Source organism: Fulvivirga sp., assembly GCF_040218215.1.
GTDB lineage: Bacteria > Bacteroidota > Bacteroidia > Cytophagales > Cyclobacteriaceae > Fulvivirga.
Genome location: NZ_JAVJQL010000008.1, coordinates 236,163 through 249,084, shown reverse-complemented (window position 1 = coordinate 249,084; position 12,922 = coordinate 236,163). Strand labels below are relative to the sequence as shown.

Annotated in this window: 9 protein-coding genes; 6 read left to right on the top strand and 3 right to left on the bottom strand. The window is 36.2% G+C overall.

All coding sequences use genetic code 11. From position 1 onward, the window contains the following. The first annotated feature begins 196 nt into the window (after window positions 1-196). Window positions 197-2,785: an NB-ARC domain-containing protein gene (locus tag RIB54_RS03255; protein WP_350099249.1), complete on the top strand. Its 2,589-nt coding sequence runs from the start codon at window positions 197-199 to the stop codon at window positions 2,783-2,785. A 310-nt stretch (window positions 2,786-3,095) separates the two neighbouring features. On the opposite strand, the gene RIB54_RS03250 is transcribed toward RIB54_RS03255, so the two are convergent. Continuing rightward, window positions 3,096-4,496, bottom strand: coding sequence for an MBL fold metallo-hydrolase RNA specificity domain-containing protein (locus tag RIB54_RS03250; RefSeq protein WP_350099248.1), 1,401 nt, complete (start codon window positions 4,494-4,496; stop codon window positions 3,096-3,098). A 9-nt stretch (window positions 4,497-4,505) separates the two neighbouring features. Continuing rightward, window positions 4,506-5,270 carry a universal stress protein gene (locus RIB54_RS03245; RefSeq protein WP_350099247.1) on the bottom strand — a complete coding sequence of 255 codons (765 nt, stop codon included), beginning with the start codon at window positions 5,268-5,270 and terminating at the stop codon, window positions 4,506-4,508. A gap of 189 nt (window positions 5,271-5,459) precedes the next feature. Here RIB54_RS03245 and RIB54_RS03240 point away from each other — a divergent pair, with 189 nt between their 5' ends. The 3 genes from RIB54_RS03240 to RIB54_RS03230 are packed head-to-tail and all read left to right on the top strand — an operon-like array spanning window position 5,460 to window position 8,031. After that, window positions 5,460-6,002 carry an RNA polymerase sigma factor gene (locus RIB54_RS03240; RefSeq protein WP_350064080.1) on the top strand — a complete coding sequence of 181 codons (543 nt, stop codon included), beginning with the start codon at window positions 5,460-5,462 and terminating at the stop codon, window positions 6,000-6,002. Then, on the top strand, window positions 5,983-7,221 hold the full coding sequence (locus RIB54_RS03235) for a hypothetical protein (RefSeq protein WP_350099246.1): 1,239 nt from the start codon (window positions 5,983-5,985) through the stop codon (window positions 7,219-7,221). Before RIB54_RS03240 ends, RIB54_RS03235 begins: the two co-directional genes overlap by 20 nt. 6 nt (window positions 7,222-7,227) lie before the next feature. Beyond that, window positions 7,228-8,031 (top strand): hypothetical protein, encoded by an 804-nt coding sequence (locus RIB54_RS03230; protein WP_350099245.1) that lies wholly within the window; start codon window positions 7,228-7,230, stop codon window positions 8,029-8,031. Between the two features lie 71 nt (window positions 8,032-8,102). On the opposite strand, the gene RIB54_RS03225 is transcribed toward RIB54_RS03230, so the two are convergent. Beyond that, entirely contained in the window at window positions 8,103-8,732 is a 630-nt protein-coding gene (locus RIB54_RS03225) for a deoxynucleoside kinase (RefSeq protein ID WP_445902514.1), read from the bottom strand. A gap of 328 nt (window positions 8,733-9,060) precedes the next feature. Between RIB54_RS03225 and RIB54_RS03220 the strand changes: the two genes are divergently transcribed. Beyond that, window positions 9,061-10,851 (top strand): DUF3857 domain-containing protein, encoded by a 1,791-nt coding sequence (locus tag RIB54_RS03220; RefSeq protein WP_350099244.1) that lies wholly within the window; start codon window positions 9,061-9,063, stop codon window positions 10,849-10,851. Further along, the gene (locus RIB54_RS03215; RefSeq protein ID WP_350099243.1) at window positions 10,848-12,836 is read left to right on the top strand and encodes a transglutaminase family protein; all 1,989 of its coding nucleotides are present in this window, start codon (window positions 10,848-10,850) and stop codon (window positions 12,834-12,836) included. Before RIB54_RS03220 ends, RIB54_RS03215 begins: the two co-directional genes overlap by 4 nt. Window positions 12,837-12,922: the final 86 nt, after the last annotated feature.

The window sequence follows — 12,922 nt, the reverse complement described above, 5'->3', positions numbered from 1 at the left end:
TTTCCTGGTTGGGCTGACTACCTTCAACAGGTAATCATTTAATGCCTCAGTATATAATAAATTCTTTATTATTCTTACTTTTAGAAAGATAAGTGCACTATACCCAACAAATATTGCGGATATGTGCCATTAGATATAAGGTGGATTTCAGCAATTGTTGATATTCGGTTGTTAGCGTGCATAAAATAAAATGAATATGAATTACTTTCCTTTTGAAAGAATGCAGTCAAGGATAGAAGCATCAAAGGATGATTCCGATTTGGGCTATTTCTACGATTTACTTCTTTATGGTGAATTTTTGACTAAAACAATCGCACTATATTTAGTTTCGACAATAAATGAGGATACTGATAGGACACAGTATAGACTTCATCATAATCTTGTTAGAGCAAATGCTATTGGTGATTTCTCAAAAGCAATCGAAGATATTGTTATTGGCCCAGCGGCACAACAACTTTCGTCTGCTATTAGAGAGTATGAGCTAAAGGAATTAACTCAAAGAGCCACCAAAACTGATTGGCAATATGAAGCTCAAGAACTTATTATTGAATGCTTAACAATATTCGGAATTGAGCATGACAAACTTCCCACAAAAAGTCCATTAAGAAATTGGTTTCATTTATTCACTTTTTTAAGAAATAAAACCAAGGGACATGGAGCACCAAAAGTTAATTGTTGTTCTCAAGCATGTCCTAAGTTAGAAAAATCTATTAAGCTTATAGTAAATAATTTTAGTGCTTTTAAGCGTTCTTGGGTCCATCTGCACAGAAATTTGAACGGAAAATACCGTGTATCAAAATTAACAAATGACGTTTCGGAATTTGATTATTTAAAAAGAGAAGCTACCCACAATTTCACTAATGGAATTTATGTTTTTTTAGATTATCCACGAGAAATTAAATTATTCTTTACTAATGCTGAATTAACTGACTTTTGGATATCCAACGGTAATTTAAAGAAAGACTATTTTGAAACAATATCTTATTTAAGTGATGAGAGAATGATTCAAAGTGCAAAGGATTTTCTTCAACCAATTACCAAATTACCAGGAAGCCACACTGAAGGACACTCGCAATTAGAACTAATAGGAAATAGTTATACAAATTTACCAAAGTCACCTGATTTCTATGTTACGAGGCGTGAACTAGAGAAGGAATTAAAAAATGTTTTGTTACAAGAAGATAGATACCCAATAGTTACTTTATTAGGGAAAGGTGGTGTTGGTAAAACTTCTCTAGCTTTAGATATAGTTTCAAAGTTGACAACTACTAATCGTTTTGAATTAATTATTTGGTTTAGTGCTAGAGACATAGATCTTTTAATAGATGGACCTAAACAAGTCCAAACAAAAATCTTAAATATTGAAGACATAGCAAAAGAGTATTGTACGCTTTTAGACTCAAAATTAAAATCTGCAGATGCGATACAATATTTTTCAAACGAGCTAACGAAAAATTCTTTTGGCACGGCATTATATATATTTGATAATTTTGAAACAGTTACAAATCCCATTGAAGTATTTGAATGGATAAATACATACATACGAAACCCAAATAAAGTATTAATTACCTCAAGAATAAGTAGAAATTTCAAGGCAGATTATCCGATTGAAATCTTAGGTATGACAGAAGATGAATGCAAAGAATTAATTAATAGCACCGCTACTTCACTTAAAATTGATCATTTATTATCAAAGGAATATATTGAAAATTTAATAATAGAATCTGATGGACATCCATATATAATAAAAATATTACTAGGAGAAGTTGCAAAAAGAGGAAAAGCTACCAAAATACAACGTATAGTTGCTGACCAAGAAAAAATACTCTCAGCTCTTTTTAAGCGAACATTTAACACTTTATCTCCAGCCGCTAAAAGAGTTTTTATGACACTATGCAGTTGGAATTCAATGATACCAATGATTGCAGTAGAAGCAGTAATGTGGAGACCAGAAAATGACAAAATGGATATTCAAGCTGCAATTGAAGAACTTAGACAAAGTTCTTTTATTGATATAATTAATGAAAATGGTAATGATATAATAAATGTACCATTAGCAGCGACTCTATTTGGTAAATCTGAATTGGAGGTTTATCCTGAAAAAATAAAAGTTCTTGCGGACAGGAAACTACTAATGGAATTTGGAACAACAACATACAGTAATTTAAGCAGTGGATTAGTTCAGAATATAGAGCGTAAGTTTAGAGCCATTTCAAACAGAATTAGCTCTATTTCAGAATTCGAAACAGAATTGCCAATATTAGAATATATAGCTTCCAAATATCCAAAAACTTACGAATATATAATACAAATTTTTGAGGAATACAGAGACTATAATAAAATTAAATACTATCTGCGTGAATACTTAAAGAATAATATTGCACATTCTGAAAAAGAAGCTCTTTGGATTAAATTAGCTGATGTCTGTAAACATACGCAGGATTGGGAGGGAGAAAGTCATTCTCTAATTGAGTTAATACAATTACCCAATATTGAATTGAGAACTATTAGTGATGCTGCAAATAGGATAAACAACCATATTTATAATGATTATGATGCAAGGGTTGATGACTATAAGGGAGAAATGCTTTCAATAATTATCAAAAAATTTAAATCTAAAATGAATGAATGTGACGCTACAGACCTATCAAGATTAGGTTGGTTACTATTAAATGAAAACAACCCCGAGGAGGCAGAAAAAGTTGTAAAAAAAGGATTGGTTATTGATCCAGAGAACAATTATTGTCAAAGACTTATGAGTCGATTAGAAAATACGACACGCTAACAATGTATATAAAAAATAGGCGAAACAGTAATAAATTCAAGGCTTTTGGCTCGTATCAAAGTTTGTGCTTAATCGAAAGTTTCGTGCTTCAAACGCCCCTACGTTTCTTAGCCGGGACGTTACTACTCTCCACTTACTGTTTTTTTAACACAACTAGCAGACCTCAAACGCACCTCACCGCCAAATAATGGCCTTTGTCCAGAAACAGTATACAAATCTCCAGCGTGTGCGTATACTTGAAACATAAAGCCAACTATAGACAACGATTCACCCCTCGAGACCAGGTTCCCGAGGGGTGTTTTGTTTTAGGTCAAATCCCCCTAAACAATTCGAAAGATTCGAGGTAGTTGGGAATATAAACATTGTCCCAACCTTGGTCTATTCTAAGATAGTTGGCCAAAGCAATGGAGTTTTCTACCTCACCATGTACTATAAAGGTCATTTTAGGAGCCTCGTTAAAGTTTGATAGCCATTGGTGCAGATCGTTCATATCGGCATGGGCGGAGAGTCCCACCAAATTATCTATATGGCACTCTACAGGCACATCAATACCAAATATCCTCACGGAAGTTTCGCCATCAACCAGACGCCTGCCTCTTGTGCCATAGGCCTGATAACCTACAAACAAGACCGTATCATTTCTTCGCTGCAATCGGTGATATAGGTGATGCAATATCCTGCCGCCTGTACACATGCCACTGGCCGAGATAATTATGGCATTGGTTCTCAGGTCATTAATGGTAACTGAAGATTCCTGCGATTTGTAATAATGAATGGTAGGGTAGTCAAAAAGTCCATCACCTTTAAAATCATCGGGTGATAAGGTGTGATAGTCGGGGTATTGCTGATATAAGTTTGTGGTGCTAATGGCCATGGGACTATCCACATAAATGGGGCATTTAGGTATCAGTCCTTCAGACTGAAACTTTTGAAAATAGTAGAGGAGAAGTTGCGTTCGACCAACCGCAAAAGAAGGTATCAATAAACAACCTCCCCGGTCTAGTGCATTGTTAATTTTGTTGACAAAATTCTCTTCAAAGTTAGAATGGTCTATTGCCTTGCCACCATAAGTGGATTCAACCAGCAATATGTCTGTGTCTTTAATTGCGGCCGGACTTTCCAACAATGGCTGATTATAGCCACCCAAATCACCAGAGAAAACCATCTTCTTCTGCAACAGCTCACCTTTAATATATAGCTCAACAATAGAGGACCCTAATATATGGCCGGCATTGCTGAAACTGAAATTTATAAACCCGTTCACCTGATTGGTAAAATCATAAGGTGATGTTTTCAGTAGTTGTAGCACCATCTCAGCATCTTCAGTATTAAAAAGCGGCTCGGGTGTACTGTGTTTGGAATAGCCCTTCTTTTTTGCAAATTCAGCTTCTTCTTCCTGTAGTTTGGCAGCGTCAAGCAGCATTATTTTCAATAAGCCCTCCGTGGCCTCCGTACAGTAAATAGGGCCTTTAAAGCCATTTTTTACCAGCTTTGGCAAATAGCCCGAATGGTCAATATGGGCATGGGTCAATATAACAGCGTCTATTGTTTCTTCTTCCACTGGTAGCTTGCTCCAGTTTCTGAGCCTAAGTTCCTTTGGCCCCTGAAACATGCCGCAATCTACCATGAGCTTGTAGTCACCAATCTCCAGCAGGTATTTTGAGCCCGTTACTGATTGGGCTGCTCCAAGAAATTTTATTCTAACGTTCATTAGCTTAAGTTAAGCATGTATTGAAAATATTGGCAAATTGATGTCAGTATCTACAATAGCCTGACTCAATGTGCTGGATAATCTTGTGGTTCTTCTGGGGATAAGTACAAGAAGGGAAGGGTTGTGAATTTTTATATGCTCCTTAATCCCTTTTATGATATCGTCACTTTCAAGGGCAAAATAGGCATGATTTACATCCTCAAATATGTCATGTAGCTCTCTCACTTCAGTAATTTCTTGCTTGCTGAGTGTTCTTCCATCACCAGAAATATGCAATAAGTGTAGTTCTGAATCATTTTCCATGGCCAAATCCCTGATCGTATCAAGATTTTCTTCCTTTTCTATGTCTTTAAAATCGGTGATAAAAAGTATTTTCTTGAATGCGATGTCAGAGGGGGTTTCACATATCAGAAATACAGGCAGGTCAATGGTTTGTATTACCTGGGCTGCGTTACTACCATAATATTTATTGGTATGGTTAGCACCCTTTTTACCCATTACTATTAAGTTGTAATCATACTTGAGTTCATTAACCACATCGCAAACCTCGCCACTCACAAATTCAACAGGGTCGGTAATATTGTTCTGTGCCATAAATTCCACCATTTCCCTTTTGGCAGTATTAATGATTTCGGGCTTCAGTTTTTCATTGCCTACAGAATGGATAATATTTACTGTCATCTGGTGGCGCTCTGCCCATGCTTTTGCAAACCAAATCGCATTTAAAGCAGATACGGATTTATCCACAGCGCATAAGAGTTTTTTAGCCTTCATGATTTCTAGTTTTACTATGGTAAAGGTATTGATCACCTATGAGCAGGCCTTTGATGCTGATCATGTCATAATTTGATTATGATCATTAAAATGACGTTTAAACATTAATTAATCTGATCTTTTAGGTAAATTAAATCCAGGCAGGCAACCCTTTGTTTATTATTGCCGTGCTTTTGGTATTACTAGTATATGATGGTCTTAATAGAAGGTTGTAAAAATGGAGATCGTGAAAGCCAGCGCTTATTGTATAAGCACTACTACAGCTTTGCTTTGGCCATATGCATAAGATACAGCCAAAGTATGGAAGAGGCCAAGGAAATATTAAATGATGGGTTTTACAAGGTGTTTAGTAAAATTGAATTATACGATATAGACAGATCATTTGAAGGCTGGGTCAAGCGCATAATGATCAATACCGCCATAGACCATTACAGGGCCAATAAAAAGCATTACAATCATGATGATATTATTGAACATGATAAGGCGGTTGGTGAAAATGTTATGGATGATATGTCTTATGAGGAGCTCTTGCTGCTCATTCAGAAATTGAGCCCTGCATACAGGACTGTCTTCAGTTTGTATGTGATAGATAATTATACTCATCCGAAAATAGCAAAGAAGCTCGGTATAACTGTAAGTACGTCTAAGTCCAATTTGATGAAAGCACGGGCGAATTTGAAGAAAATGTTGAAAGTGACTAATAGGGAGGTATATGAGCAATATATCAGATAAGGATATCGACAGGCGCTTTAGGGAGGCTGCTGAAGGGGCGAACTTCCCTTTTGATGATGCTGGATGGGCTGATATGACCCAGCGTCTGGAAAACAAGCCTGGATTTCCTGCCGGAAGGGTTTTAGGAACATCACTGGTAATACTTGCGCTGATTGGTTCGCTTTATTGGGGAGTAAAACAAACTAATTTGGCTTCTAATCCTGCTAATGAGAATGCCACAGTTACGGGTGTTGAACCATCATTAACTTCCAGCGTTTTGGTTGCTGCTAAGCTGTCAGAAGATGCGAACATTGAAAAAACCAAAGAAGCTGGTGTTCAGACGACAGGTTTAACTAGTACAAATGAAAGTAGCAGAACCATTAAGAAAGTTGACGAAACTAAAACAGATAATATTCAGCATAACAATTTAATATCCAATAACAGTACTGAAAGCTTTGATGGCTTTGATTCGGGCACAAAACCTTTAGGTAGTAGCAGCAAAGCTAATGAGCATATAGAAAAAAAGGATGTTGCTTTAATTGAATATTGGCCTGACTACCTTAGAAATAAGGGAACCGATGAATGGATTTTCCCATTTCCAGAAGTTGAAATCCCCATTGCTCACATTGCAGAGGATAAGGATGAAAAACCTAAGCCAGCTACTGCAAAATTTGCCATTAAGCTTCAGTTTGCACCAGACGTAAGTTCGGTCGGCTATTTTAAAGGAGGTAAGGTTGGTAACAATTTCGGTATAAGCATTGACTATCAGCTTAGTAAAAAATTAAGGTTGTCAGCAGGGGCAATTCATAGTAGAAAATATTACTCTACCACAGATCAGGTGTCTTCTTACGGTTATTATGGCGCTGTTTCAACAGATACTGAGCGTCTGGACGGTGACTGCAAAATACTTGATGTGCCCATCTCACTGAGCTATCTGATTTTAACAAGAAGCAACTCTTCAGTATTTGTTTCTGGTGGGCTGTCATCTTATTTCATGCTTTCTGAGCGGTATCAGCTAAAGAAGAATGATTTGGTCGAGTGGGACAGGAGCTACTCAAATGAGAACAATCATATTGCCTCTATTTTCAACCTTTCTTTTGGCTATGAGCGTGCCATTAGTAAAAACCTCTCCTTTCAATTTGAACCCTTCATAAAAATGCCTGTTAAGGACATTGGCGAAGGCAAGGTTGACTTAGTCAGTTCAGGGGCATTCTTAAATCTTAGATATAAACTTAAATAATAAATAATGAAGCGAATACTCATTGCTAATGTTGCCATGTTATTGTTGCTATTGACATTTTTTGGATGTGGTAGTGACTCTGATCCCGGGCCGTCAACTCCAAGTTGTGACAATGGCCCTGTTATAAGTACGGTTGATAGTCAGGATGTATCAGATTGCCAGTCCAATGACGGACAGCTAACCATTGCAGCTACAGGTTCATCGGCTTTAGAGTATAGTATTAATGGCACTGATTTTCAGGATTCAGAGACTTTTACTGGCTTAGGTTCAGGAGAGTATCAGATAACTGTACGCGATAACCTTGGCTGTACAGCAACTTCTACCGTCACAATAAGTGCACCTGCCAGTACAGTGGCTATTAGCGATATTTCGGCAACTAACTCTGGTTGTGAGCAATCCAATGCCAGTCTCACCATAACTGCAACTGGACAGGGGGATTTAACATTTTCCATCAATGGCGGTAGTGCACAGTCAGGCAACACATTTACCGGTCTTGCAGCAGGCAATTATCAGGTAAGCGTAGCTGATGGCAATGGCTGTTCAACCAGCCAATCGGCTAAGGTGCTAACGGGGGTTTCCTTTGAAAGTCAGGTGAAGAGTATTTTTGTGGCAAATTGTATTTTAAGTAATTGCCATAATGGTAGTAATGCTGCCTTACCTGATTATAATGACTTTGATGAGATCAAAAACCACGCTGCAGATATTAAGGCACGGACTCAAAGTGGCAATATGCCACAGAATGGGTCTTTAACCCAGGAAGAGAAAGATTTAATTGCTTGTTGGGTAGATGACGGTGCGTTAGAAAATTAGCGGATTATTAGATATTAACTTTTCTAAAGTTCCAAACTTTAGAAAAGTTTAAAAGTGCGGTTGAACTGAAATCAGCTGAAAAGGCCATTGATTTCAACATCAATTTTGTTTACAATGGAGGAAAAATCTTCGGGTTTGTTAACAAAATCCAGATCATTCATCTCGATAGTGAGCAGCTTGCTTTCTTTATATGAGCTTATCCACTCGTTGTAGTGTTGGTTGAGGTTTTTTAGGTAGTCCAGTCTGATGGCGTTTTCATAGCTGCGGCCTCTCTTTTCTATTTGCGATACCAACTTTGGGATGTCTGCCTTAAGATAAATCAGTAAATCTGGTGCCTGCACATGCTGGATCATTGATTCAAACAAGGTCAAATAACTGCCGTAATCACGTTCGTTCAGGTATTTTGATTTGTATAGATTGGCTGCGAAGATATAGGCGTCTTCATAGATGGTCCTGTCCTGTATGGTTGAGGTTTTGCTTTCCCTGATCCGCTTAATCTGATTAAAGCGGCTGTTTAGGAAGTAAATCTGCAAGTGGAAAGACCAGCGTTTCATATCTTCATAGAAGTCTTCCAGATAGGGGTTGTCTTCCACAGACTCCATTTCGGCTTTCCATCCAAACTGCTTGGCCAGCATAGATGCCAATGTTGTTTTACCAGAACCTATATTACCACAGATGGCTATGTGCATGCTTTCTTTCATGGTTGCAAATCTAAAATATTACAGTTGAAAAGAACCTTTGAATGCGGATCTAATGTTGGTGTCAGGAGTGGAAAGAGCTAATATATTGTAACTACAAACCTAAACTATCGCTAAATGCCAGAGGAGACTCTAACTTTTTTGTTAGCTAGTTTATTGAAAGAAAGGGAGTTGCACCCGATGTTTGGGATTGCTATAAATTAAAATTATAATAATTTAGATATGTATTATTCAAATTGATATTTTCGTAGTTTAAAATGGGATAATATTTTTTACATAGTTCGTGAACAAGCCTCTTCTATTTCTTCTTGCTTTAATTTTTTGCTCGTTCATGTCATATTCTCAAGTGTTGGAATATGATACTTATATCTTAGTAAATGATGGCAAAAAGACCACCTCAAAATCTGTTTTGGTACAAGTTAATAGCCCAGAGGAATTGTGGATTTCAAAAATTTACATTCGCTACAATGCTTCTGACGAAGTGAAATCTTTAAAGGCAGAAATATTTGACAATAAAGGAAACGTTGTTAGAAAGCTCAAAAACAAGGAGATTGAGACCAAGGCTTATATTTCAGATGGTACCTTCTTTGAAGATGATTTATATAAGGAGTTTGATCTTACCTATAATGTGTTTCCATATACGTTTAGATACTCATATGAAACAGTTAATGATAACTTCAATTATCTCTCTGGTTGGACACCGATCTATAGAACTACGGTGAAAACAATTAATGCCAATTTAACAATTGACCTACCAGAATCTTATAAGTACAATATTCATATTAGGGATGTTTCAGAAAAAAAGGAAGAACTTACTAACGAGCGTAGGATTTTGACTTTTAAATCTAGTTATTTAATCAGAATAGGAGAAGAGTCTTATTCTGCGCCATTACAGGAACATTATCCTCATGTACTCACTATTCCAGAGACGTTTTATTATGGAGTAGAGGGAAATAGTAGTTCATGGAAATCATATGGAGACTGGCATGTTAAACTGAATGAAGGTTTAGACTACTTGACATCCTCAGAAAAAACGAAGATTGACAAAATAATAGAACAATCTTCTGATACTCTAGAAATGGTTAGGAATCTTTACTATCATCTACAGGACCATACCAGGTACATTAATGTAGCCATTGATATTGGGGGGTTAAAACCTTATTCAGCGGCCTATGTCTGTACCAATAAATATGGTGATTGTAAGGCGCTTACTATATACATGAAAGCCCTGCTAAAGTATGCTGGCATTAATTCCTACTATACAGTAATCAATGCTGGTGACCATGCTGAGCGAATTATTGAAGAGTTCCCATTTCAGCAGTTTAATCATGTTGTATTAACAGTTCCATTTAAGGGTGATACACTTTGGTTAGAAAATACTTCAGACTATTTACCTTTTGCTTACAACGGAACATTTACTCAAAATAGGAAGGCCTTAACCGTTGGTTTGAAAGAAAGTAAGTTGGTCAATTCACCAGCATTAAGTTTAAAGGAAGTGCACAATATTAGAAAGGTATTGTTTGATATTGATGACTTAGGCAATGGGATACTTCAAATCGATGCCATACTCAGAGGTGATGCTTTTGAGAATTATAGGTATCTAAAGCAACAAGCTACCACCAAGACATTCAATTCTCAGGTTGCAAAGGACTTTAGGGTTAAAGACTCAGAATTGCTCAACTACAATGTCGTTAACTTTGATAGGGATGCTTTTGATTTGAATTTAAAGGTTAGTCTTAAAGTCGAAAATCAAATCCGTTTATTGGGTTCAATAAGAGTTATCACCCCTTATAAACTAGAGCTACCAGAACTGGAAAAACCTATGTTTAGAAAGAATCCATTACTTGTAAGGCACCCTCTTAATAAAGAATATATAATTAAATATAAGGTTAACTCTGAAAAGTCTGGTAATGTAGAATTACCTCAGGATATACTTATTGAAACTAAATTTGGCTTCTATAAACAAAGAAATTCTTATAGCAATGGAGAAATAACTGTTGCAAAGCATTTTCAATTATATAGTGGAGAGTGTCCATTAAAAGAATATCAGGAGTTTTATGATTTTTTCGAATCAGTAAATAAAGCACAAAAAGAATCTATCATCTTAGACAATAAATTATGAAAAAACTTTTTTTTGTAATTCTAGCTATAGCATCCAGTCCTTCTTTTGGTCAGGACTTTTCTCAGGAATTCGGTAAAATTAATAGGGATGAATTAGCCTTGACAGAATACGATAAAGATCCAGAAGCCCAAGCTGTAATCCTGTTTGATATTGGAGAAACAAAGTTCGTGGATACCCCAAATGGTGGCTACGACATCAGTTTTACAAGAACCAAGCGCATTAAGATTTTTGACAAATCAGCAAGTGATGTAGCAGAAGTCTCTATACCCTATTATGTGGATGGTTACGGAAAAACAGAAAATATTAAGTCTATAGAAGCATATACCTACAATGTTGAAGATGGAGGTGTTGTGCGTAAAAGAGTTAATTCTTCTTCGATGTTTGAAGAACAGTTTAATGACAGGTGGCGAATCAAGAAGTTTGTATTTCCAGACATTCAGGATGGTTCTATAATTGAATATAGATATGTTTTAGAATCTCCATTTCACTTTAACCTGCCAGATTGGGAGTTTCAAGATGTTATTCCTACGATATACAGCAAATATACTGCAAGGATGATTCCATTTTATGAATACATCTTCATAGCGCAAGGCATAACCAGGTTCGATTATCAGAATTCAGAAATTTCTAAAGAAAATAGAACATGGGGGTCAGTAGCTAAAATGTATGGACAAAATGTGGGTAATGGAGTGGAATTTCAGGACTATGTTCATACCTATGTTTTAACAGATGTTCCCGCGTTTAAGGATGAGTCATATATTACAACAAAGAATGATTACATCATGAAAATGGATTTCCAACTGGCTAAGTTCTATAGTCCCAATGGTGCCAAAACATCTATTATCACAACCTGGCCTGAGTTGAGTAAGTCCTTGGTTAAAAACGATTACTTTGGGAAATTTCAAAAGAGTTGTGGAAGGTTTGCTAAAAAAGTTCTGCAAGATGATTTGTCAATATCTTCAATGGGTGAGAAGGAAAAAGCCAAGGCCATTGTAAACTATGTAAAGCAAAATTTCAAGTGGAATGGTTATTATAGTAAATATGCTAACAAAACAGCCAAAGATTTTTTTGAGCAGAAAAATGGAAATTCCGCGGAGATTAATTTGTTTTTGACTGAATTGCTCGAAGCGGCTGGAATAGCAGCCTATCCGGTAGTAATAAGCACTAGAGATCATGGAAGAATTGCCTCAGATTACCCATTCAGCCATTTCTTTAATTACGTTTTAGTTTTAGTAAGAACACAGCACCCATTCTTAGCCGATGGGACTAATAAATATCTTTCGTTTAATATGATACCCCCATATTGTATCAACGGTAAAGGCCTTATTGTTGATGGAGCTTCAGGTAGTTGGGTTGAACTTTCTAATTCTCAAATGTCAGCAGAGGTAAGAAATATTACGATAAGGCCTGATGTTGAGAATTTAAAGTCTACTGTGAATTTGTCTATTCATTCTACAGAGTATGATGCATACAATTATAAGCAAGCATTTAAAGATGATTCTGTTTCTATGTTGAAATATTATAGTGAAAAGTTCGATGAAATTACTAGCTTGAAGTCATTTAACTATGATCAGCCAAACAGGCCATATTCAATAATTGTTAGTGGGGAAAAAGATATTGAGAAAATAGGTGACAATATTATAGTTCAGCCATTTTTGAACTTGGCATTACAAAAGAACTCATTGACGCAAAAGAATAGATCGTATCCGGTAGATTTTACCTACAAAAAATCTGATGAGTTTAAAATTGTTATTGATAAACCTGAGGGTTTTGTAGTAGATAATTTACCTGACCCATATATGATTGATGATGAACTGGCTAACATAAATATCCAATATGTTGAGAAGGATAAAATGGTAGAGGTTATCGCAAATTATACATTCAAAAAACCCGTGTACAATAAAAATGAGTATCCCCGTATAAAGTACTACCTGGATATGATTGTCAGAAAATTTAATGAGTCTCTGGTATTGAAACCTATCTAATATAAAGATAAAAAAAAGGGCCACCCCTGACCCTTTCTTAACCTTAAAACATACTTTATGAAGAAGTATTTACTTTAACCTCCGCA

Bases quoted from the DNA above. Each gene is read 5' to 3' on its own strand.
- RIB54_RS03255 (WP_350099249.1), top strand. From the start codon at position 197: ATGAATTACTTTCCTTTTGAAAGAATGCAGTCAAGGATAGAAGCATCA.
- RIB54_RS03250 (WP_350099248.1), bottom strand. From the start codon at position 4,496: ATGAACGTTAGAATAAAATTTCTTGGAGCAGCCCAATCAGTAACGGGC.
- RIB54_RS03245 (WP_350099247.1), bottom strand. From the start codon at position 5,270: ATGAAGGCTAAAAAACTCTTATGCGCTGTGGATAAATCCGTATCTGCT.
- RIB54_RS03240 (WP_350064080.1), top strand. From the start codon at position 5,460: ATGATGGTCTTAATAGAAGGTTGTAAAAATGGAGATCGTGAAAGCCAG.
- RIB54_RS03235 (WP_350099246.1), top strand. From the start codon at position 5,983: ATGAGCAATATATCAGATAAGGATATCGACAGGCGCTTTAGGGAGGCT.
- RIB54_RS03230 (WP_350099245.1), top strand. From the start codon at position 7,228: ATGAAGCGAATACTCATTGCTAATGTTGCCATGTTATTGTTGCTATTG.
- RIB54_RS03225 (WP_445902514.1), bottom strand. From the start codon at position 8,732: ATGAAAGAAAGCATGCACATAGCCATCTGTGGTAATATAGGTTCTGGT.
- RIB54_RS03220 (WP_350099244.1), top strand. From the start codon at position 9,061: ATGTCATATTCTCAAGTGTTGGAATATGATACTTATATCTTAGTAAAT.
- RIB54_RS03215 (WP_350099243.1), top strand. From the start codon at position 10,848: ATGAAAAAACTTTTTTTTGTAATTCTAGCTATAGCATCCAGTCCTTCT.